Source organism: Bradyrhizobium sp. BRP22 (genome assembly GCF_020194175.1).
Taxonomy (GTDB): Bacteria; Pseudomonadota; Alphaproteobacteria; order Rhizobiales; family Xanthobacteraceae; genus Bradyrhizobium.
Genome location: NZ_JADYVX010000006.1, coordinates 255,247 through 275,550 on the forward strand (window position 1 = coordinate 255,247; position 20,304 = coordinate 275,550).

Annotated in this window: 23 protein-coding genes; 12 read left to right on the forward strand and 11 right to left on the reverse strand. The window is 64.0% G+C overall.

Annotated features, from left to right (window positions below; translation table 11 throughout):
- Window positions 1-55: 55 nt before the first annotated feature.
- From ccoP to I6F35_RS11195, 6 genes are all read right to left on the reverse strand, one after another.
- Entirely contained in the window at window positions 56-925 is an 870-nt protein-coding gene (ccoP, locus tag I6F35_RS11170) for a cytochrome-c oxidase, cbb3-type subunit III (protein WP_225117713.1), read from the reverse strand.
- A gap of 6 nt (window positions 926-931) precedes the next feature.
- Entirely contained in the window at window positions 932-1,096 is a 165-nt protein-coding gene (locus I6F35_RS11175; protein WP_225117714.1) for a cbb3-type cytochrome c oxidase subunit 3, read from the reverse strand.
- Between the two features lie 11 nt (window positions 1,097-1,107).
- Entirely contained in the window at window positions 1,108-1,842 is a 735-nt protein-coding gene (gene ccoO, locus I6F35_RS11180) for a cytochrome-c oxidase, cbb3-type subunit II (protein ID WP_225117715.1), read from the reverse strand.
- Between the two features lie 11 nt (window positions 1,843-1,853).
- Window positions 1,854-3,476, reverse strand: a complete 1,623-nt coding sequence (ccoN, locus tag I6F35_RS11185) for a cytochrome-c oxidase, cbb3-type subunit I (RefSeq protein WP_225117782.1) — start codon at window positions 3,474-3,476, stop codon at window positions 1,854-1,856.
- A gap of 166 nt (window positions 3,477-3,642) precedes the next feature.
- Entirely contained in the window at window positions 3,643-3,783 is a 141-nt protein-coding gene (locus tag I6F35_RS11190; protein ID WP_225117716.1) for a hypothetical protein, read from the reverse strand.
- Between the two features lie 106 nt (window positions 3,784-3,889).
- Entirely contained in the window at window positions 3,890-4,600 is a 711-nt protein-coding gene (locus tag I6F35_RS11195) for a helix-turn-helix domain-containing protein (RefSeq protein ID WP_225117717.1), read from the reverse strand.
- A gap of 177 nt (window positions 4,601-4,777) precedes the next feature.
- On the opposite strand from I6F35_RS11195, the gene I6F35_RS11200 reads away from it, so the two are divergent.
- The 4 genes from I6F35_RS11200 (at window position 4,778) to I6F35_RS11215 (ending at window position 6,389) form a co-directional block, all read left to right on the forward strand.
- Window positions 4,778-5,095, forward strand: coding sequence for a cytochrome c (locus I6F35_RS11200; protein WP_225117718.1), 318 nt, complete (start codon window positions 4,778-4,780; stop codon window positions 5,093-5,095).
- A gap of 86 nt (window positions 5,096-5,181) precedes the next feature.
- Window positions 5,182-5,463 carry a hypothetical protein gene (locus I6F35_RS11205; RefSeq protein ID WP_225117719.1) on the forward strand — a complete coding sequence of 94 codons (282 nt, stop codon included), beginning with the start codon at window positions 5,182-5,184 and terminating at the stop codon, window positions 5,461-5,463.
- Window positions 5,464-5,467: 4 nt separating this feature from the next.
- Complete coding sequence (locus I6F35_RS11210; RefSeq protein WP_225117720.1) at window positions 5,468-5,941, forward strand: phage holin family protein; 474 nt, start codon at window positions 5,468-5,470, stop codon at window positions 5,939-5,941.
- A gap of 37 nt (window positions 5,942-5,978) precedes the next feature.
- Window positions 5,979-6,389 carry a hypothetical protein gene (locus I6F35_RS11215; protein WP_225117783.1) on the forward strand — a complete coding sequence of 137 codons (411 nt, stop codon included), beginning with the start codon at window positions 5,979-5,981 and terminating at the stop codon, window positions 6,387-6,389.
- A 200-nt stretch (window positions 6,390-6,589) separates the two neighbouring features.
- Here I6F35_RS11215 and I6F35_RS11220 read toward each other — a convergent pair whose 3' ends face one another.
- A complete protein-coding gene (locus I6F35_RS11220) occupies window positions 6,590-9,298 on the reverse strand; it encodes a bifunctional acetate--CoA ligase family protein/GNAT family N-acetyltransferase (protein ID WP_225117721.1) in 2,709 nt (902 codons plus the stop codon).
- A 244-nt stretch (window positions 9,299-9,542) separates the two neighbouring features.
- Here I6F35_RS11220 and I6F35_RS11225 point away from each other — a divergent pair, with 244 nt between their 5' ends.
- Window positions 9,543-10,268: a CBS domain-containing protein gene (locus I6F35_RS11225; protein ID WP_225117722.1), complete on the forward strand. Its 726-nt coding sequence runs from the start codon at window positions 9,543-9,545 to the stop codon at window positions 10,266-10,268.
- A 156-nt stretch (window positions 10,269-10,424) separates the two neighbouring features.
- On the opposite strand, the gene I6F35_RS11230 is transcribed toward I6F35_RS11225, so the two are convergent.
- Window positions 10,425-10,856 carry a CBS domain-containing protein gene (locus I6F35_RS11230; RefSeq protein ID WP_225117723.1) on the reverse strand — a complete coding sequence of 144 codons (432 nt, stop codon included), beginning with the start codon at window positions 10,854-10,856 and terminating at the stop codon, window positions 10,425-10,427.
- A 190-nt stretch (window positions 10,857-11,046) separates the two neighbouring features.
- Here I6F35_RS11230 and fixL point away from each other — a divergent pair, with 190 nt between their 5' ends.
- From fixL to I6F35_RS11250, 4 genes are all read left to right on the forward strand, one after another.
- Window positions 11,047-12,576, forward strand: a complete 1,530-nt coding sequence (gene fixL, locus I6F35_RS11235; protein ID WP_225117724.1) for a sensor protein FixL — start codon at window positions 11,047-11,049, stop codon at window positions 12,574-12,576.
- Entirely contained in the window at window positions 12,566-13,183 is a 618-nt protein-coding gene (gene fixJ / locus I6F35_RS11240) for a response regulator FixJ (protein WP_225117725.1), read from the forward strand. Before fixL ends, fixJ begins: the two co-directional genes overlap by 11 nt.
- Window positions 13,184-13,270: 87 nt before the next feature.
- Window positions 13,271-13,672, forward strand: coding sequence for a response regulator (locus tag I6F35_RS11245; RefSeq protein WP_225117726.1), 402 nt, complete (start codon window positions 13,271-13,273; stop codon window positions 13,670-13,672).
- A gap of 204 nt (window positions 13,673-13,876) precedes the next feature.
- Complete coding sequence (locus I6F35_RS11250) at window positions 13,877-14,569, forward strand: helix-turn-helix domain-containing protein (protein WP_225117727.1); 693 nt, start codon at window positions 13,877-13,879, stop codon at window positions 14,567-14,569.
- Window positions 14,570-14,713: 144 nt separating this feature from the next.
- Here I6F35_RS11250 and I6F35_RS11255 read toward each other — a convergent pair whose 3' ends face one another.
- Both I6F35_RS11255 and I6F35_RS11260 read right to left on the reverse strand, forming a co-directional pair.
- Complete coding sequence (locus I6F35_RS11255) at window positions 14,714-15,934, reverse strand: cytochrome P450 (protein WP_225117728.1); 1,221 nt, start codon at window positions 15,932-15,934, stop codon at window positions 14,714-14,716.
- A 65-nt stretch (window positions 15,935-15,999) separates the two neighbouring features.
- On the reverse strand, window positions 16,000-16,209 hold the full coding sequence (locus I6F35_RS11260; RefSeq protein WP_225117729.1) for a ferredoxin: 210 nt from the start codon (window positions 16,207-16,209) through the stop codon (window positions 16,000-16,002).
- A gap of 153 nt (window positions 16,210-16,362) precedes the next feature.
- Between I6F35_RS11260 and I6F35_RS11265 the strand changes: the two genes are divergently transcribed.
- Complete coding sequence (locus tag I6F35_RS11265; RefSeq protein WP_225117730.1) at window positions 16,363-16,998, forward strand: TetR/AcrR family transcriptional regulator; 636 nt, start codon at window positions 16,363-16,365, stop codon at window positions 16,996-16,998.
- Between the two features lie 246 nt (window positions 16,999-17,244).
- Here I6F35_RS11265 and I6F35_RS11270 read toward each other — a convergent pair whose 3' ends face one another.
- On the reverse strand, window positions 17,245-18,270 hold the full coding sequence (locus I6F35_RS11270) for a histone deacetylase family protein (RefSeq protein ID WP_225117731.1): 1,026 nt from the start codon (window positions 18,268-18,270) through the stop codon (window positions 17,245-17,247).
- A 226-nt stretch (window positions 18,271-18,496) separates the two neighbouring features.
- Between I6F35_RS11270 and I6F35_RS11275 the strand changes: the two genes are divergently transcribed.
- Together I6F35_RS11275 and I6F35_RS11280 are read left to right on the forward strand one after the other, a co-directional pair.
- The gene (locus tag I6F35_RS11275) at window positions 18,497-19,468 is read left to right on the forward strand and encodes an ABC transporter permease (RefSeq protein ID WP_225117732.1); all 972 of its coding nucleotides are present in this window, start codon (window positions 18,497-18,499) and stop codon (window positions 19,466-19,468) included.
- Window positions 19,465-20,304: an ABC transporter permease gene (locus I6F35_RS11280; protein WP_225117733.1), complete on the forward strand. Its 840-nt coding sequence runs from the start codon at window positions 19,465-19,467 to the stop codon at window positions 20,302-20,304. The genes I6F35_RS11275 and I6F35_RS11280 overlap by 4 nt, the downstream gene beginning before the upstream one ends.

Below are 20,304 nucleotides of genomic sequence, written 5' to 3' on the forward strand. Positions count from 1 at the left end.
AAGAGCCTACCCCCTCCCCCCGCGACCTGATTGATCCAGCGCAAACAGCCCCCGTTTACTTGCCGCCGCCCAGCGTGTGCACGTAGACCGCAAGCGCCTTGACGGTGGACGGATCGAGCCGGCCGACCCAGGCCGGCATCACGCCGGCGCGGCCGTTGGTGATGGTCTCGATCACGGTCGCCTCGTCGGAGCCGTAGAGCCAGATCTTGTCGGTGAGATCGGGCGCACCGAGTTCCTGGTTGCCCTTGCCGTTCTCGCCGTGGCAGCTCGCACAATTGTCGGCGAACAGTTTTGCGCCGGCCGCGGCGTTGTAGCCCTGGCTTGTCGACAGGCCCGAGAGCGAGCGGACGTAATTGGCGACCGTGACGATCTCATCCTTCTTCAGGATGCCATCCTTGCCGAAAGCGAGCATCGCGCCTTCATGGGCCTTGGCGTTGCCCGAGCGGGCGCCAAACTGGATGGTTTGCTGAATCTGCTCGAGCGAGCCGCCCCACAGCCAGTCGTCATCGTTCAGGTTCGGATAGCCCTTCGCGCCGGCACCGCCCGAGCCATGGCACGGCGCGCAGTTGTCGCCGAACGCCGCCTTGCCGCGAGCGCGCGCGAGCGCCAGCAGCGCCGGGTCCTTCTCGATATCCTCGAGCGAGGCGGCGCCGAGCACGACCATCTTGTCGCCACGGATCTTCTCGAGATTGGCCAGTTCGACGCCGACATCGGCACGCGACGAATAATTGAACAGTCCCGTCGTATTGCTCCACAACAGCGGCCAGGCCGGGTACACCACCCAGTAGCCGATTGCCCAGATGATGGTGGCGTAGAAGGTCAGCACCCACCAGCGCGGCAGCGGCGTGTTGAGTTCCTTGATGCCGTCCCACTGGTGACCGGTCGTGGTCTTGCCGGAGACTTGATCGAGTTCGGTTTCAGCCATGGTCTCTCACTCCTCCCGCAAAGGTATCCGCGCTGCCTCATCGAAGGCGGCCTGGTTGCGGGGCCAGAGCGCGTAGATCACGATCGCGACGAACAGGCCGACGAAGATCGGCGTCCACACGCTCGTCACGAGGTTCGACGCCAGATTGTGAACCGTCAGAATTGCTTTCATCGTCCCGTCTCTCAGCGAAGATTGGCTTTTTCGTTGTAGAGCTTGAAGTCGACCAGCGTGCCGAGCATCTGCAGATAGGCGACCAGCGCATCCATCTCGGTCGGCGCCCCGCTTTTGCCGTCGAAGTTGCGGATCACCGCCTTCGGATAGCGTTTTGCAAACGCGTCGGTGCCGGCATTGTCGGGATCAGCCTGCGCCTTCAGGTCCGCCACCGCGTTGGCGATCTGCTCCTCGTTGTAGGGCACGCCGACCGCGCGGTTGGTCTTGAGGTGATCGGCGATCGCCTCGGGATCGAGCTCGGTCTTTGCGAGGAAGGGATAGCCCGGCATCACGGACTGCGGCACGATCGCGCGCGGATTGATCAGGTGGGTGACGTGCCACTCGTCGGAATATTTGGTGCCGACCCGCGCCAGGTCAGGCCCGGTCCGCTTCGAGCCCCACTGGAACGGATGGTCGTACATGCTCTCGGCGGCCAGCGAGAAGTGCCCGTAGCGCTCGACCTCGTCTCGCAGCGGCCGGATCATCTGCGAGTGGCAGAGATAGCAGCCTTCGCGCACATAGATGTTGCGGCCGGCGAGCTCGAGCGGCGTGTACGGCCTGACGCCGTCGACCACCTCGATCGTGCTCTTGAGGTAGAACAGCGGCGTGATCTCGACCAGGCCGCCGATCGCGATCACGACCAGGATGCCCGCGATCAGGATGATCGAGTTCTTTTCGAAGATTTGGTGGCGGGTCCAGAAGGACATCTTGAGGCTCCTTATTCCGCCGGCTGCAGCGCGAGCGGCGTGGTGACTTCCACCTCGCCTACCCGCACCGTCATCCAGAGGTTATAGGCCATGATCAGCGAGCCGATCAGGAACAGCGCGCCGCCGGCGGCGCGGATGATGTAGAAGGGATGCATCGCTTCCACGGTCTCGATGAAGGAATATTCGAGGAATCCGAGCGAGGTGTAGGCGCGCCACATCAGGCCCTGCAGGATCCCCGAGACCCACATCGCGGAGATGTAGAGCACGATGCCGATGGTCGAGATCCAGAAGTGCCAGTTCACGAGCTTCAGGCTGTACAGTTGCTTGCGACCCCACAGCCACGGCACCAGGCAGTACAGGGCGCCGAAGGAGACGAAGCCGACCCAACCCAGCGCACCGGAGTGAACATGGCCGATGGTCCAGTCGGTGTAGTGGCTCAGCGAGTTCACCACCTTGATCGACATCATCGGGCCTTCGAAGGTCGACATGCCGTAGAACGCGACCGAGACCACCATCATGCGCAGCACAGGATCGGTACGCAGCTTGTCCCAGGCACCCGACAGCGTCATCAGGCCGTTGATCATGCCGCCCCACGAGGGCATCCAGAGCATGATCGAGAACGTCATGCCGAGCGTCTGCGCCCAGTCCGGCAGCGCGGTGTAGTGCAGATGGTGCGGGCCGGCCCAGATGTAGAGGAAGATCAGCGCCCAGAAGTGGATAATCGACAGCCGATAGGAATAGATCGGCCGCTCCGCCCGCTTCGGAATGAAGTAATACATGATGGCAAGAAAGCCGGCGGTCAGGAAGAAGCCGACCGCGTTATGGCCGTACCACCACTGGAACATCGCATCCTGCACGCCGCCCCAGGCGATGTAGGACTTCGAGCCGAACACCGACACCGGAAGCGCCGGGTTGTTGCCGAGGTGAAGGACGGCGATGGTGACGATGAAGGCGAGATAGAACCAGTTGGCGACGAAGATGTGCGGCTCCTTGCGCTTGAGTATCGTCGCCAGGAACACGAGCAGATAGACGACCCAGACGATCGTCAGCCAGAGGTCGGAGTACCACTCCGGCTCGGCATATTCCTTGGACTGTGTCACGCCCAGCAGGTAGCCGGTGCCTGCGACCAGGATGAAGAAGTTATAGCCGAGCACCACGAACCAGGGCGCGAGATCGCCGGCCAGCCGCGCCCGGCAGGTCCTCTGCACGACATAAAACGAGGTCGCGATCAGCACGTTACCGCCGAAGGCGAAGATCACCGCCGAGGTGTGCAGCGGACGAAGCCGGCCAAAGCTGGTCCAGGGCAGATCGAAATTGAGCCAGGGCCAGGCGAGTTGGCTTGCGATCAGGAGGCCGACAGCAAACCCGGCAATGCCCCAGAACATCGCCATGAACGAGGCGAACTTGATCGGGCCGAGATTGTAGTTCGGCTTGCCATTGATCTCCTGCGGCGGCGGCGCCGCCGGGCGATCGAAGTAGCGGTTGACGATGGCGAAGGCGGCGGCGCCGCTGGCCACCGCGGCCAGCGAGGCATGGAAGGCAAACGGCGCATCCAGCGCCTTGGCCGCGGCGAACGCACAAGCGAAAGCAGCCACCGTAAAGAATAGCGTCAACCCGGCTTCGCCGTGGGTCATCCATTTCGTGGATTGAACTTGCTGCATGTTCGATTCTCTTTGCAGGGGCGCCTGCCCCATCAGCCCAACTTTGGCCGCCGCGTCCTTGATCGAGATCAACCGCGATCAGGTATCCCCTGACTAATGCGCGTTCGCACAGCGATCGAGCCTTGCGACGGTCAACCGATCAGAACGGACGACGCTTGCGCACTGCCGGCATTGTCTGCCGCGCCCTCGGCGCGTGGATGCTCGCCCAGGCGAGCACCGCGGCAAAAACCACGAAAACTGAAACGACGGCTGCGGAAACCAAGATCGAATCGACGGGCATGGCGACCTCCATTGAAGCTCGCTCGACTATCGTCGCTCGCGGAGAACCGTCTTTGACTTCGATCAAAAATGAGAGAGCGCAGAGGCCCGGTTATGCGCGGAGAAGCTCAAGCCGCGGACAGCGCCTCGGCGCGTGCCGTATCGAGCAGGCTGATGCCGCCCGTAAGAATACGGATGACGCCGTCGCGTTCGAGCTTGGTGAAGGTGCGGCTCACCGTTTCGATGGTGAGTCCGAGGTAGTCGGCGATATCGAGCCGGCCCATCGGCAACGGCAGGACTTCTCCGACATGCCCAATTCCGGCGAGCCGATCGCGCCAGCCGATCAGGAAGCTCGCAACCTTCTCCTCGGCGGAACGGCGTCCGAGCAGAACCATGTGTTCGTTCGCCCTGGTCAACTCGCGTCCTGCGAGTTCGTTGATACGGCGAAGGAAGCGCGGGCGATCTTCGCCAAATCGCGCCAAGCCGGCTCTGGAGAATTGGCACAACGTGACCGCGCCGATCGCATCGGCGGAGAATTCATATTGCGGCGAGCCGGCAAGTCCAAGGAAATCGCCGGGCAAGGCAAAACCAATGATCTGCCGGCGGCCGTCCGGCAGCAGCTTATAGAGACGCAGGACACCTTCGAGCACGCTGAAGAACGACGTCGCCACGGTTGCCTGCGCGAACACCGTCGCGCCCTGTTCGTGCTGGATGTGGCGCGACAGGCTTGCCAGCTCCCATAGCTCGGTCTTGTCGAGCGCGGCGCAGACGGCAAAGCCCCGCACCGCGCAATCGGCACAGGTTTGCCAACGAGAACCTTCCAAGAGAGAAACCTTCAACGCGCCGCTCCGAGTGACCGCCGGCGGGGCTTCCTCAAGCGCGCCCGCGGCGGATCAGTGCAGTCTAGCGTCCGTACCGCCGGAGCGTTGATGCAGATCAATCGCCACGCCGCTTGCGAAGCTATTTTGAAATGGCTGCTCCGCCCCTCGCGGAGCCTTTCAATAGATGGGTCCGCAATGCTGCAATCCGCCGTACGCCAGGTTTTCATCGCGCTGATGCTGACGACGTCGGCGGTCGCTCTCTCGCCATCCGAGCAGCGCGGCCAGACATTCGCGCTCAACAATTGCGCACGCTGTCATTCCGTCGACAAGGTCACCGAGAGTCCGCTCAAGATCGCGCCGCCCTTCCGCACGCTGCACAAGCGCTATCCCATCGAGAGTCTCGCTGAGGCATTCGCGGAAGGCATCCAGACCGGACATCCCTCCATGCCCGCCTTCCAGCTCGATCCCGATCATATCCACGACCTTCTGTCGTATCTCAAGACGCTGGAATAGCGCGATGACGGCTCGCCCCGCGAGGTTGACGCAAATCAACCACGCCATGGCTGGGGCCGCTAACAGTACTCCATTATGCAACATGGATGAACGCGATGTTCAACACAACCCATCTGAACGACGAGCTGCAGGCCCTGAAGATCGATGTGTCGCGTCTCCTCAACACCACGGGTGAAGGCATACGCGACACCGCAACCGCCAGCGCCGATGCCTTCGCCACACGAATCAAGGAAACGCTGGAGGAATTGAGCGAGGTCCTGAGCAGCGAGGAAGGCCAGGTCCGTCAGCTTATTTCGGAACGCCCGATCACCTCGCTTGCCTCGGCCTTTGCGCTGGGCGTGGTCGTCGGCTTCGCGATGCGGAGGTAGCAAGGTGAACACGGACAATATCGTCAGGCAGCTCCGCGTGCTCTGGCGCACCGACCGGATCATCGCCGATATCCGCCTCCGCCACCTCCTGATCGGCCTCGGCTTGCGCGCTTTCGCGGGCCTGATCGCGGCGTTCGGGCTTCTGATGTTCGAGCTGTCGGCCTATTTCGCGCTGGTCCAGGTCTGGAGCGCGATCGCGGCCGCGGCGATCCTCGGCGCAGCCAACCTCGCCATTGCCGCGATCCTGTTTGCCCTCGCGCTCCGCCCGCCATCCGGCCGCGAGCTCGACCTCGCTACCGAGATCCACGGCGCTTCCGTCGAGGCGCTGCAGGTCGAGGCGCGCGCGCTGCAATCGCAAGTTTCCGGACTGGTGCACAATCCTTTGAACGGACTCCTGCCGATGCTGGTGCCGCTGATCGGCATCATCATCAGGAGCCTGAAGAAACCCGCGGCAGATGCCGCGAAAGACCACGCCTGACGCGGCACGCCGTGCCGATCGAACCGAGGTGAGCGAGATGACCACCACGCCCAACAAACCCATCCTCAACACGTCCCTGCCGCCGCAGTTTCGCAAGATCCGCCTCGAGCTTGCGCGCGAGCCGGATCATCCCGAAGGCGACGTCGGCTCCGGCTATGTGATGGTCGCGCCGCTCGACGACGGCTACAGGATCGACCAGAAACTGTGGCGGGCCAACCGCGAAGCCTGCCGGGTGGTGCGGATCCGGCCCGACGAAGAATATATCCTCGGCCATCTCGTCCATCACCAGGGCGGCGGCTGGGTCCTGCACTATGACGGCGCGCCCGACACCCCCGACGAGATCGGTTTCCACTTCAAGGACGAACACTTCGTCCCTGGCGAATACGTCTCGATTGGCGAAGGCGACAGGATGCACACCTATCGCGTCACGATGGTGTCGCGGCTTTGATCCGTTGATTGAATCAATCTAGCCGCGCGCTCCCTCTCACCTCTCCCGCCTGCTTGCGGGGGAGATCGCTGCGTTCGAAGAACGCAGCGGGTGGCGGCTCTCTCCGCACACAAGAACAGCGCGACTCGCGGAGATATCCTCACCCCAGCCCTCTTCCGCAAGCAAGCGGGAGAGGGAGCACTCGCACCGCTTCACTTCATTCACAGCGCCAGCTTCACGTCGCAGACGCCGTATTCGACAGGATCGGCCTTCACCTCGAAGCCGAGCTTCCGGCACATATCCAGCATCACGATGTTCTCGGTCAGCACCTGGCCAGAGATCGCCTTCAACCCTTCCGATTTCGCATATTCGATCAGGAGCTGCATCAGCGCCCAGCCAAGCCCTTTGCCCTTCAGGTCGGTGCGCAGCAGGATCGCATATTCGCCGCTCTCATAGATCGAGTCGGAATGGATCCGCACCACGCCGAGGATATCCTGCGTGCTTTCGTCCACCGCCACGAAGGCCATCGCGCGTGCATAGTCGAGCTGGGTGAGGCGGGCGATGAACTCGTGGGAAAATTCCTTGATCGGCGCGAAGAAGCGCAGCCGCAGATCCTCGGCCGTGACATGCCGCAGCAATTCGTGGATCTGCGGCTCGTCTTCGGGGCGGATCGGACGTGCGAAGATACGCCGCCCGTCGATCGGCTCTCCGTCGCGGTCCGCAAGCTGCCGCTGCCATTTCGACGGATAGGGCCTGACCGCGAAATTGCTGAGCCCAGGACCTGCAAATTTGCGCGGCACGATGCCGACCGCGACGCGCGCGTCGACCACGAGCACGCCGGCCTCGTCCGCCAGCAGCGGATTGATGTCGAGCTCCCTGATCTCCGGGAGATCGGCGGCCATCTGCGCGAGCTTGACCAGCACGGTCGCGACCGCATCCGGCTTCACCGCGGGCACGTCGCGATAGGCGCGCAGCAGCCGCGACACCCGCGTGCGCTCGATCAATTCGCGCGCCAGCCGCATGTCGAGCGGCGGCAGCGCCAGCGCCTTGTCGTTGATGATCTCGACCGCGACGCCGCCGCGGCCGAACACGACCACCGTGCCGAAGGTCGGATCGTCGGCGAGGCCGAGAATGAGCTCACGCACTTTCGGCCGCACGATCATCGCCTGCACGATGACGCCATCAATCCGCGCGTCCGGCCGCAGCGCCTTGGCGCGCCCCAGGATCTCCGCGGTCGCGGTGCGCACGGCATCGGGCGATGTGAGGTTGAGGACGACGCCGCCGATATCGGACTTGTGCACGATGTCGCGCGACATGATCTTCAGCGCCACCGTCATGCCCAAGGCGAACAGAGTGTTAGCATGCTTGGCCGCCTCCTCCGCATCGGCGGCGAGATAGGTCTCGACCATAGGGATGTCGTAGGCCTCGAACAGCTCTTTGACCTCGATCGGGTTGAGCCAGTGCCGCTCATCCGAGATCGCGGCCGTGACGATCTTCCGCGCCGCCTCAGCATCAGGCGTAAAACTCTCCGGCATCGCCGGCGGCACCTGCGTCAGTTCCTCCACGACCTCGCGATGCCGCACCAGATGCATGAAGCCGCGCACCGCGTCATCCTCGGTGATGTAGTTCGGAATCCTGTTGCTGCTGAAGAGATCGCTGATCGCACCGTTGGCGCCGACCCACACCGCAAGCACCGGCTTGGCTGCCCTGTCCCGCTTCTTGCGGTGCTCGGTCACGATCCTGGTCACGGTCGCGGCGATATCGTCCGGCGCGGCGATCGCGGTCTGCACGTTCATGACCAGGATCGCGTCGTTGCCGGGATCGGCGAGCAGCGCCTCGAGCGCCACGGCGTAACGCGAAGCCCCGGCGTCGCCGACGATGTCGACCGGGTTCGAGCCGGACCAGGTGGGCGGCAGGGCCGCATCGAGCTGCGCGTGAATGTTTGGCGTGATCGTCGCCGGAATTCCGCCGAGCTCGACCAGCCGGTCGATCGCGAGCACGCCGAGGCCGCCGCCATTGGTGAGTAGCGCGAGCCGCTTGCCCGGCGGTGAGGCCACGCGCGCCAGCGTCTCGGCGCAGTCGAACAATTCGCGCAGGTCGGAGACGCGCAGCATGCCGGCGCGGCGGAACGCGGCATCATAGACCGCATCCGAGCCGGCGAGCGCGCCGGTATGGGTCGCGGCCGCTCTTGCGCCTTGCGCCATGCGGCCGGACTTGACCACGACGACCGGCTTGATCCTCGCTGCGGCGCGCGCCGCCGACATGAACTTGCGCGCATCCTTGATCGCCTCGACATAGAGCAGGATGGCGTGCGTCGCGCTGTCGAGTGCGAAGTAATCCAGGAGATCGGCGATGTCGACGTCGAGCTGGTCGCCGATCGAGACGATGCCGGAAAATCCGACCACGCGCTGCGCGGCCCAGTCCACCATGCCGGCCGCGATCGCGCCGGATTGCGAGATCAGCGCGAGGTTGCCCGCCGCCGGCAGATGCGTCGAGAAGCTGGCATTGAGGCCGACGCTCGGCGCCATGATGCCGATGCAATTGGGACCGATCAGCCGCATGCGATGCCGTCGCGCCGCCTGCTCGGTGGCCTCGGACAGCGAGCCCGGGCCATGGCCCAATCCGGCGGTGATGATGACAGCGCCGACCGCGCCGCGCGCTCCCGCCTGCTCGACGATCCCGGGCACGGCGGATGCCGGCGCCGTGATCACGACGAGTTCGGGCACGAACGGCAATTCGGCGACGCTGGCGACCGTCGCAATGCCGGCGATCTCGGCATGGCGGAAATTGACGACACCGAACTGGCCTTTGAACTTGCCGCCCGAAATATTCTGCACGATGGCGCGACCGACCGAGCCCTCGCGCGGGCTGGCTCCGACGAGGGCGACCGAGCGCGGCGACAGCAGGTGGTTCAACCTGTAAGTGGACATTGCTTTGCTTCCGGACCTTCGGCTGCGCTGGCCTTATCGAGGTTACGATGCGGTGGCGCTCCGATGCGATGCGACACCGTAGCCAGCCATGGTGGCCGGCCAATGACGGCAGAATAGTTCCCCGGCCCGCGCGGGCCTTGCGTTTCCTCAATTGGGACACGTCCGCAGGCGTTGACCTGGCTCAAACGACGCGCCTGCGCCGCGGCTAGGCTGCAGGCATCAACCCCAACGTGGAAGCAAGCCCATGCGCGCCCATCAGATCATGACCCGCCCGGTCATCTCAGTCACGCCGGAGACAACCATCGTCGATGCAGCCAACCTGATGCTGCAGCGGCATATCAGCGGACTGCCTGTCGTCGCGAACGGCAAGCTGGTCGGCGTCATCTCGGAAGGCGACTTCCTGCGCCGCGGCGAGATCGGAACGCAGCGCAAACGCAGCCGGTTCCTGAAATTCCTGCTCGGGCCCGGCCAGGAGGCAACCGATTTCGTTCAGGCACAGGGCCGCAGGGTCGCGGAGATCATGACATCCGACCCGCTCACGATCACCGAGGGCACGACGCTCGAAGACATCGTCGAGTTGATGGAGAAGAATCACATCAAGCGCCTGCCCGTCGTTCGCGGTGAAGAACTCGTCGGCATCGTGTCGCGGTCCAATCTGCTGCAGGCGGTGGCAAGCCTTGCCCGCGACGTCCCCGATCCGACCGCCGACGACGACCACATCCGTGAGCGCGTCATCAATGCGCTGGGGAAAGCGGATTGGTGCCCGTTCGGTCTCAGCGTCGTCGTCCGCGACGGCATCGTGCATTTGAGCGGCGTCATCACCGACGAGCGCAGCCGCCAGGCCGCAGTGGTTGCGACCGAGAACGTCGCCGGCGTGAGGAAGGTCCACGATCATCTATGCTGGGTCGAGCCGATGTCCGGCTTCTATCTGCCGTCGCCTGACGACAAGGAGTGGGCAAAGGCGAGCTGAAGGCCGCGGCCCCGTTGCAGCGTGATGACCAGAGCTTTTTCGAGCGAAGTGGACACCGGTTCGCGTGAAGAAAACGCGTCAAAGCAAAATCTCGAGCTTCGGTTCTGATTCAGTCAGAACCGAAGCTCTAGCGTCACGCTGCATTTCTTTTCAGGATCAGCCTTCCGCCGCACCCGCGCAGTCCCGCAGCGCACGCATCACATCTTCGCGAGAAATGATGCCGACGAGCCGTTCGCCCTCGAGCACCGGGATGCTTCGCAGCCGGTGATTGACCATCAATTCGAGTACCCGGGTCAACCGCGTCTCCGGTACGACATAGATGAATTCCGTCGTCATCACATCGGCGGTAGCCTTCTGCATCAGATCCTCATAGCGCGGCAGGATGCGCGCCGGCGTGAACACGAAGCAGGACAACAGATCGAATTTGGAGACCATCCCGACCACCTGCATCCCGTCGACGACGGGATAGGTGTTGAAGTCCTCTTTCTCGAACCGCTCGCACAGTTCAGCCATCTTCATATCGCGCGACACCGTCTTCGGTGCGTGCGTCATGTAGTCGGCAGCGGTCAGCTCGAGAAATTTGTACAAGGGGAATCTCGGTCAGGGTCTTTATTTAAGCCTAATGCCCCGGCTGATATATTGACCAAAGTCAATCATAGGGTCGTGGCGACCACGGACGGAGTGCCTGCCTCCCCTTGAGCAGGACTGGCCAATCGGACCATAATCTGTCAGATCATTGTCCGAGTCCGCCCTCTGGCGGCAAAGAACCGGAAAGCCTGTGACTGGCCTCGACCCATCCCCCTCCGACGACCGCGCCCCTGATCGGCGCTTTCGGCTCGGTGCCGAGGGAGCCGGTATCGGCGGCTGGGATCTCGATCTCGTGACAATGGAGCTCACCTGGTCGAGCACCGCGCGAAGGCTGTTCGGTGTTTCCGATGACACGCCAATCAGCTACGAGCTATTCCTTTCGCTGCTCGAGCCCGCCGATCGCGAGCGCACCGAACAGGCAATTTCACGCGCGACCGAGAGCGGCGAGTCCTTCGATCTCGCGTACCGCCTGAGGCGTAGCGATGGCCGCAACCATTGGGTCCGGCTCCGCGGCAGTCTGACGCGGGACAACAAGTCCCCCCATCTTTCCGGCCTCGTGCTCGATATCGACGAGGAAAAGCAGCATGAGGAGGCCCTGCGCACGCGCGAAGGGCACCTGCAGTCGATCCTGGAGACCGTCCCCGACGCTATGATCGTCATCGACGGTCGTGGTATCATGCAGTTCTTCTCCACCGCCGCCGAACGGCAGTTCGGTTATGCCGAGCAAGAAGCCATTGGACGGAACGTCAGCACCCTGATGCCGGAGCCTGATCGTTCCCGCCATGACAACTACATGGCGCGTTACCTCGCTACCGGCGAACGCCACATCATCGGCATCGGCCGCATCGTGACCGGACAGCGCAAGGACGGCACCACCTTCCCGATGCATCTGTCGATCGGCGAGATGCAGTCCGGCGGCGTGCCCTATTTCACCGGCTTTGTCCGCGACCTCACCGAGCACCAGCAGACCCAGGCGCGCCTGCAGGAATTGCAGTCGGAGCTCGTCCACGTCTCGCGCCTCAGCGCGATGGGCGAGATGGCGTCCGCGCTCGCGCATGAGCTCAACCAGCCACTCGCCGCCATCAGCAACTACATGAAGGGCTCGCGCCGGCTGCTCGCCGCGAGCGACGACCCGAACCGTGCCAAGATCGAGAACGCGATGGACCGCGCCGCCGAACAGGCGATCCGCGCCGGGCAGATCATCCGCCGCCTGCGCGACTTCGTTGCCCGCGGCGAGTCGGAAAAACGCGTCGAGCGGCTCTCGAAGATGGTCGAGGAAGCCGGCGCGCTGGGACTCGCCGGCGCGCGCGAACAGGACGTTCGGATCCGCTTCAATCTCGATCCGCGATATGATTTGGTGCTGGTCGACCGCGTCCAGGTCCAGCAGGTCCTGGTCAATCTGTTCCGCAATGCGCTGGAGGCGATGGCGCAATCCCAGCGGCGCGAGCTGATTGCCTCCAACCGGCCGGTTGATGAGGACATGATCGAAGTCTCGGTGTTCGACACCGGTCATGGATTTCCTGACGACGTGGAGAAAAACCTGTTCCAGACCTTCTTCACAACCAAGGAGACCGGCATGGGCGTCGGGCTGTCGATCAGCCGCTCGATCATCGAGGCTCATGGCGGGCGGATGTGGGCCGAATCCAATGACGCTGGTGGCGCGACCTTCCGTTTCACGCTGCCAGCGGTACCGAACGAGAGTTTGACAGATGGCACGTAGGGGAAACGTCTACGTCATCGACGATGACGACGCGATGCGGGATTCGCTGCAATTCCTGCTCGATTCCGCCGACTTCGAGGTCCACCTGTTCGACTCGGCGCAAGCGTTCCTGGACACGCTCGGTGCCGTCGAGTTCGGCTGCGTGGTGTCGGATATCCGCATGCCCGGGATCGACGGCATCGAACTCTTGAAGCGCATCAAGGAGAGCCGCGTGAGCTTTCCGGTCATCATCATGACGGGCCATGGCGATGTCCCTCTCGCCGTCGAAGCCATGAAGCTCGGCGCGGTCGACTTCATGGAAAAGCCGTTCGAGGATGACCGGCTGATCGCGATGATCGACGTCGCGCTTCGCCAGGCCGAAGCCGGCGCCCGCGACGAAGCCGCGACCCAGGACGTCGCCGCCCGCATCGCCTCACTGAGCCCGCGCGAGCGGCAGGTCATGGACGGGCTGGTGGCCGGGCTTTCCAACAAGATGATCGCCCGCGACTACAATATCAGCCCCCGGACCATCGAGGTCTACCGGGCCAACGTGATGACGAAGATGCAGGCGAGCAGCCTTTCGGAACTGGTCCGCCTCGCCATGCGGGCCGGGGCGCTCAAGGATTGAGCTGAATCAAGCCAGCCAGCATCGACAGACTTATAAATATCTGTTGATGGACCGGATAGCCGGCCCCGAAGCCGGATAAGAGTCACGATGCCCACACCCACCAGAACTCCTCTTGTCTACGTCGTGGACGACGATTCCGACGTGCTCGGCTCGCTGCGTTTCCTGTTGGAAACCGACGGCTTCTACGTCCGCACCTTCCGCAGCGCCGAAGCGCTGCTGAACGCCATGACCATGGGCGGCGCCGACTGCTTCGTGATCGACTACAAGATGCCGAACATGAGCGGCATCGACCTTGCCGGGATCCTGCGCCAGCGCGACGTCGACACGCCGATCATTCTGATCACCGGCTATCCCGACGCGACCATTCCGGCCAAGGCGGCCGCCGCCGGCATCCGCCATGTGCTGCACAAGCCGCATGTCGAGGACAGCCTGTCCAGCCGCATCTGGGACGTGATCAAGACGGACCGGTCGTCCCCGCACGCCCCGTAGCCCGCGTGGAGCGCAGCGCAACCCGGGACATTGCATCCCCGTCGATCAGCGGCCCCGGGTTACGCTTCGCTCCACCCGGGCTACGGACGCGCGACCGCGACCTCCGTAATTCTACTTAGGGGCCCGCCCTTAAGGCATGGAGCGAAATTTTCGCGTTCGGTTGTTCCGCGTACCAAGAGCCATCCGCTGCATAGGAGATGGCTCATGCTCACCCAGTCGCCCGCCGCCGCTTCCCTCAACATCAACCGGTCCATGCCGGGCGGCCTTGCGCCTTCCGAGCCATTTTGCGGCCTTGCCGGACATGCCGGCCTGATCGCGACCGAATTCACCTATCGGAAAGACGAAGAGATCTACGGCGAGGACGAGCCGGCCGAATACGTCTACCAGGTGATCCGCGGCGCGGTCCGCACCTACAAGCTGCTCGCCGACGGACGGCGCCAGATCGGCGCATTCCACCTGCCCGGCGATGTCTTCGGGCTCGAGTCCGGCGCCAAGCACCGGCTGGCCGCGGAAGCCATCATCGACACCACCGTGCGCCTGGTGAAGCGCCGCAGCCTGGAACAGGCCGCCGGCACCGACGTCCAGGTCGCCCACAGGCTCTGGACCATGACGGCCAGCGATCTCAAGCACGCCGAAGAGCACATGCTGCTGCTCGGGCGCAAGAGCGCCATGGAGCGGGTCGCGAATTTCCTCCTGGAGATGGATCGCCGCCTTGCGGTCGCCGGCATGATGGCGCTGCCGATGTGCCGCCGCGATATCGGCGACTATCTCGGACTGACGCTGGAAACGGTGTCCCGCGCGCTGTCGCAACTGAACGAGGAAGGCGTGCTCGGCTTCTCCGGCGCCCGCCAGATCGTGCTGCGCAACCGCCAGCGCCTGCGCAACATGGATGTTTGACTTGGCGCTGTTGCGCTCGCTCTCCCGCTTGCGGGAGAGGGCTGGGGTGAGGGTGTCACCACGATGGGACTATTCGTGGGGAGAGAGCCCTCACCCGGCGCTACGCGCCGACCTCTCCCGCAGGCGGGAGAGGTGAACGAGCAGCTAGCCTGCCTCACCGAACAAGAACGGCAGCGCGCGCGGGCCGCGGACAGTGCCTTCCGACCACGTCACCTTGCCGGCCGGATCGAGACGGAAATCCGGAATCCGCTTCAGCCATTCCTCGATCGCAACCGTCATCTCCATGCGCGCCAGATTCGAGCCGACGCAGCGATGGATGCCGAGCCCGAAGGCGGCGTGGCGATTCTCCTTGCGGTCGATCACCACCTTGTCGGCGTCGGGGAACACCGCGGGATCACGGTTGGCCGCGGGGAACGACAACAGCACCATGTTGCCTGTCTTGACCGGGCAGCCGCTGACTTTGGTGTCCTTCACCACCTCGCGCGCCATCGTGACAGGCGAATAGGCGCGCAGGAATTCCTCGATCGCGGTCGGCATCAATTCCGGCTCGGCGACCAGCCGCTTGCGATCCGCGGGCGTTTTCGCAAGATGCCAGAGCGAGGAGCCGATCGCGCTCCAGGTGGTGTCGATGCCGGCGATCAGGAGCAGCCGCAGCGAGCCCAGCACGTGGGCGTCCGACAGCGGCTTGCCATCCTTGTCCTTCGCATTCATCAGCGTGGTGATCAGGTCGTCGGTCGGCTTGTTCTTTCGCTCGTTGATATGGCCGATGAAATAGGCGCTCATCTCCTGGATCGCGCGCATCAAAGTGTCGTTGTCCTTGATGCCAAGCTCGAGGATCTCGTGAATCCACTTGATAAAGAGATCGCTGTCTTTTTCGGGGATGCCGAGCATGTGGGCGATGGCGCGCACGGGAACGTGCTTGGTGTAGCACGCGGCGGCATCGCATTTTCCATCGTCGATGAATTCGTCGATCAGTTCGTTGCAGATCGCCCGGACCCGCGGCTCCAGCTTGTTCATCGCGTCCGGCGTGAACGGCGGCAGCAGCAACTGCTTGGCCGGCTTGTGCTCGGGCGGATCGGAGGTGATCGGCGGCGCCGGCTGTGTGATCTCCGGCCGCACGTCGCGCACGATGATGCGACGCGACGAGAAATGCTCGGTGTCATAGGCGACCTGCTTCACCGCCTCATAGGTGGTCGGCATGTAGCAGCCGAGGAAACGTTCGGTGTGGACCACGGGCGACGCGGCGCGCAACTGCTCCCAGATCGGAAACGGATTCTCGGTCCAGACCGGATCGGTATGGTCGAAGTCATTGATCCAGTCGGTCACCGGCGGATGTTCAGGCATCACGCTGACGGAATCGGACATCGGCAATTTCCTTCCGCTGTGTTCAGGTCAAGTGCGGATGAAGGCGACAGGTCGAGCCGCGCGCCTCACTCCTCGCTGACTTCAATCGCGAATTCCGGGCAGTTGGTCTGGGCGAGGTAGGCCTTGTCCTCGAGGCCATCAGGCACGTGGCCGTCGCCGTGCTCATGCGCATTGCCGTATTCGTCGAGATCGAACAATTCAGGCGCGAGCGCCTTGCAGCGCGCGTGTCCCTGACACTTGTCCTGGTCGACGTGGATCTTCAGCTTTCCGGACATGCGGACGCTTCCTTGTAACCTGCGCAATCTGATGCGCGGCGTTCCTCGGCTTCTCGGCGGACGGGCTTGCTTCGGCCGCATCTCACATTAGAGCCATTACATTCGCGACCCGGTTGTGCTGTCAAGTTAAAAGTTATAGCCTATCACATTACGATGGGAACACGCCTCGCCCGCAAGCCGCAAAACGCTTATCACCATGGCGACCTCCGCGACGCCCTGGTGCACGCCGCACTGCGGGAAGCGGAACTCGGCGGCCCCGAAGCCATCAGCATCAGCGCGCTCGCCAAGAAACTCCGCGTCTCGCAGCCTGCGCCCTACCGCCATTTCGCCGACCGCGAGGCGCTGTTGTCAGCGGTCGCAGCGGAGGCATTTCGCCAGTTCAACGCAACCCTTCGCGATGCGATCAACGGACCGTCGAAGCGGACCAAGCTCTCGCGCTTCGCGCAGGCTGCTCTCGCCTTCGGCCTGCGCCGCCACGGCATCTACCGCCTGATGTTCGCCTCGCGAGTGATGGCCTGCTCGCCCAAGGACAGCGAGCTGCACAGCGCCGCGATGGAGACGTTCGCCCTGCTGCTGGAGGCGCTGGAGTCGCCCGCCGTGGGTCTGTTGCGCGAGCACCACGCGCTGCAGATCTGGGCCGCGTTGCACGGCGTCGTGATGCTCGCCGAGCAGGGCCTGCTCACCGGCCAGCTCGCCGAAACCACGCGCGAAGAGCTGCTCGACGACCTCGTCGCGCAGATCAAGCTAAGCCTCTCACTCGCGATCAAGGCGGCAGAGAAAGGCCGCTGATCTGCAGCAAACTCTTCCCACGTCATTGCGAGCGAAGCGAAGCAATCCACGTCGCCGCTTGCGGCGCTATGGATTGCTTCGCTTCGCTCGCAATGACGAAACGAGAGGGCCGCGCACTCATCTCTATCCCCTCACCCTGAGGAGGTCGCGAAGCGACCGTCTCGAAGGGCGAGGCCACCAGCGGGGCCTCATGGTTCGAGACGCGCTACGCGCTCCTCACCATGAGGGTCGGACGGCGTCGCCTGCTCACCTCGCCGCTTCAAACCCGGCGAGCGCCGCGGTCAGATTGGCGCCGAGGATATCGGAAAGATAACCGCCCTCCTGCACGAACACCGTCGGCAGGCCGATGCGCGCTATCGCGGCGCCGATGCGGCGGAAGCCTTCGGTGGTGACGGCGAGGCCCGCCAGCGGATCGTGCTCGGAGGCGTCGAGGCCGAGCGCGACGACGAGTGCGCCGGGCGCGAGGGCTTCGATCGTCTTCCGCGCGCTCGCAAGCGCTGCGAGATAGCCTTCATCGCCGGTGCCGATCGGCAGCGGGATGTTGAGATTGGCACCGAACCCCGGACCAGCGCCGCGCTCATGGGCGTAGCCCCAGACGAACGGATAGAAGGAGGCCGGATCCGCATGGATCGAGACCGTCAGCACATCAGGCTGTTCGTAGAAGATGCCCTGCGTGCCATTGCCATGATGGACATCGACGTCGAGGATCGCGACGCGCTCATGAGCCAGCCGCAGATGCGCGGCCGCAACCGCGCTGTTGTTGAGGAAGCAGAAGCCGCCGGCGATATCGCGGTAGGCATGATGACCGGGCGGGCGGCACAGCGCGTAGACCGCGTCCTCGCCATCCATCACCATCTGCGCCGCGGTCGCCGCGACATCGGTCGCGGCACAGGCAGCAGCCCAGGTGCCCGGCCCTATCGGCGCGGCGGTGTCGGCCGTGTGCCAGCCGAGCCGGCCGATGATATGGCTCGGATAGGTTGCGGCATTTCGTACCGGATGGATATTGCCGATCATCTCGGGTCCCGCATCGCCAAGCGCCGACCAGGCGTCCCAGGCTTCCGAGAGAAAGCTCAGATATTCGGCGCTGTGCACCCGCGCCCGCGGCCCCTGCCCGAACACGGTCGGCTCGACCAACTGGTGCTTGCCCGCCTTCAGTCCCGCCAGCAGGCGGTCGGCGCGTTCGGGTTGCTCGGTGGTGCGCTTGACGACGCCGCGAACCAGGAAGAATTGCGGATCATGGCTGCGATGCAGTTCGGTATAGACGGCCTTCACAACGAGGCTCCCATCATTGGCGGTCGGAACATCCCTTGCATAGAACCGCCGGAATCGCAAAGCGCCCCGGTTGCGAAAAGGATGCACTCGCTCCTGTTCATTCCTTAAGCGCCGATTGCCGAGAGTTTAACCTTGCCCCTCCAGGTCAGACCCGTTGAATGAACAGCGATGACCGCCTCCCGGGCACTCGGCTGTGTCATCTCCCGAACGAGCTGAAAAGGTTCCGATGCTCGCATTCATCGCGCAACGAATTATGAAGGCGATCGTCGTGCTGCTCGCGATCGTCGTCCTGAACTTCTTCCTGATCCGGCTGGCGCCCGGCGACCCCGCGGTGGTGATGGCAGGTGAAGCCGGCGCCAGCGACCAGATCTTCGTCGCCCAGCTCCGCGAGAAATTCGGGCTCGATCAGCCATTGCCCGTGCAGCTCTATCGCTACGTCAAGGGCATCGTTACGTTCGACCTCGGGTTCTCCTTCCGCCAGCAAGCGCCGGTGTCGCAATTGATCCTCGAGCGATTGCCGGCAACGCTGCTGCTGACCGGAACCGCCTTTGCGATCTCGCTGCTATCAGGCGTGCTGTTCGGAACATTGGCGGCGCGTCGCGCGGGCACCTGGGCCGACACCGCGATCACGATACTGGCGCTGATCTTCTACGCCACGCCGTTGTTCTGGGTCGCATTGATAGCGATCCTCCTGTTCTCGGTGACGATGGATTGGCTGCCGAGCTTCGGTTACGAGACGGTCGGCGCCAACTATACCGGCTTCGCCCATGTGCTCGACGTCGCCGCGCACCTGATCCTGCCGGCGATGACGATCGGCCTGTTTTTCATGGCGACCTACACCCGCATGACGCGCGCCTCGATGCTGGAAGTGAAGCGGCTCGATTTCGTCAAGACCGCGCGCGCCAAGGGCTTGCGCGACTCCGTGATCCAGCGCCGCCACGTCCTGCGCAACGCGCTATTGCCGGTGGTGACGCTTGCGGGCCTGCAGGCCGGCACGCTGGTCGGCGGCGCCGTGTTGACCGAGACCGTGTTCGCCTGGCCCGGCATCGGCCGGCTGATGTACGAGGCGCTGCTGCAGCGCGACTATAACCTGTTGCTCGGCGTCTTCGTCGTCTGCTCGGCGATGGTGCTGGCGTTCAACCTGATCACCGACCTGATCTACCGCTCGGTCGATCCGCGGATCGAGTTTGCGGCATGAAGCGGTTCTGGAAGCTGTTGCTGCGCAATCCCGGCGGATTGATCGGCTCGATCATTCTCCTGATCGCGATCGCGGTCGCGCTGTTCGGGCCGATGATGTTCCCGAATTCACCCTGGCGCATGGTGCAGCGGCCGTTCCTGCCGCCGTTCACGATGCCGGGCCTGCCGCTCGGCACCGACGCGCTTGGCCGCGACGTGTTCGCCGGCATCATCTATGGTGCCCGCGTCTCGCTGCTGGTCGGGCTGGTCTCGACGCTCGCGGCGCTCGCGGTCGGCATTCCCGTCGGCGCGCTCGCCGGCTATTTCGGCGGCCGGATCGGCGACGCCTTGATGCGCTTCACCGAGTTCTTCCAGACCGTGCCGAGCTTTGCGCTGGCGATCGTGCTGGTGGCGATCATGCAGCCCTCGATCGTGTCGATCGTGCTGGCGATCGCGATCGTGAGCTGGCCACCGGTGGCGCGGCTGGTGCGCGGCGAAGTGCTGTCGCTGCGCACACGGGAATATGTGCAGGCGGCGATCGTCACCGGACAGAGCCATAGCTGGATCATCTGGCGCGAGATCCTGCCCAATGCGCTCTCACCGGTCATCGTGTTGGCCTCGCTGATGGTGGCGACCGCGATCCTGCTGGAATCCTCGCTCTCCTTCCTCGGCCTCGGCGATCCCAACCTGATGTCATGGGGCTACATGGTCGGCGCCGGCCGCACCGTGATCCGGCAGGCCTGGTGGATCACGGTGTTTCCCGGCATCGCCATCCTGGTTTCGGTGCTGGCGCTGAACCTGATCGGCGAAGGCCTCAACGATGCGCTCAATCCGCGCCTCAACAAGGATGGGCGCTGA

What these genes read in the sequence shown, in the direction of transcription:
- I6F35_RS11190 (WP_225117716.1), bottom strand. Translation starts at nt 3,783, where the DNA reads ATGCCCGTCGATTCGATCTTGGTTTCCGCAGCCGTCGTTTCAGTTTTC.
- ccoP (WP_225117713.1), bottom strand. Translation starts at nt 925, where the DNA reads ATGGCTGAAACCGAACTCGATCAAGTCTCCGGCAAGACCACGACCGGT.
- I6F35_RS11225 (WP_225117722.1), top strand. Translation starts at nt 9,543, where the DNA reads ATGCGCGCCCATCAGATCATGACCCGCCCGGTCATCTCAGTCACGCCG.
- I6F35_RS11255 (WP_225117728.1), bottom strand. Translation starts at nt 15,934, where the DNA reads ATGTCCGATTCCGTCAGCGTGATGCCTGAACATCCGCCGGTGACCGAC.
- I6F35_RS11265 (WP_225117730.1), top strand. Translation starts at nt 16,363, where the DNA reads ATGGGAACACGCCTCGCCCGCAAGCCGCAAAACGCTTATCACCATGGC.
- I6F35_RS11245 (WP_225117726.1), top strand. Translation starts at nt 13,271, where the DNA reads ATGCCCACACCCACCAGAACTCCTCTTGTCTACGTCGTGGACGACGAT.
- I6F35_RS11200 (WP_225117718.1), top strand. Translation starts at nt 4,778, where the DNA reads ATGCTGCAATCCGCCGTACGCCAGGTTTTCATCGCGCTGATGCTGACG.
- I6F35_RS11260 (WP_225117729.1), bottom strand. Translation starts at nt 16,209, where the DNA reads ATGTCCGGAAAGCTGAAGATCCACGTCGACCAGGACAAGTGTCAGGGA.
- fixJ (WP_225117725.1), top strand. Translation starts at nt 12,566, where the DNA reads ATGGCACGTAGGGGAAACGTCTACGTCATCGACGATGACGACGCGATG.
- I6F35_RS11250 (WP_225117727.1), top strand. Translation starts at nt 13,877, where the DNA reads ATGCTCACCCAGTCGCCCGCCGCCGCTTCCCTCAACATCAACCGGTCC.
- I6F35_RS11280 (WP_225117733.1), top strand. Translation starts at nt 19,465, where the DNA reads ATGAAGCGGTTCTGGAAGCTGTTGCTGCGCAATCCCGGCGGATTGATC.
- I6F35_RS11220 (WP_225117721.1), bottom strand. Translation starts at nt 9,298, where the DNA reads ATGTCCACTTACAGGTTGAACCACCTGCTGTCGCCGCGCTCGGTCGCC.
- ccoO (WP_225117715.1), bottom strand. Translation starts at nt 1,842, where the DNA reads ATGTCCTTCTGGACCCGCCACCAAATCTTCGAAAAGAACTCGATCATC.
- I6F35_RS11205 (WP_225117719.1), top strand. Translation starts at nt 5,182, where the DNA reads ATGAACGCGATGTTCAACACAACCCATCTGAACGACGAGCTGCAGGCC.
- I6F35_RS11215 (WP_225117783.1), top strand. Translation starts at nt 5,979, where the DNA reads ATGACCACCACGCCCAACAAACCCATCCTCAACACGTCCCTGCCGCCG.
- I6F35_RS11275 (WP_225117732.1), top strand. Translation starts at nt 18,497, where the DNA reads ATGCTCGCATTCATCGCGCAACGAATTATGAAGGCGATCGTCGTGCTG.
- ccoN (WP_225117782.1), bottom strand. Translation starts at nt 3,476, where the DNA reads ATGACCCACGGCGAAGCCGGGTTGACGCTATTCTTTACGGTGGCTGCT.
- I6F35_RS11175 (WP_225117714.1), bottom strand. Translation starts at nt 1,096, where the DNA reads ATGAAAGCAATTCTGACGGTTCACAATCTGGCGTCGAACCTCGTGACG.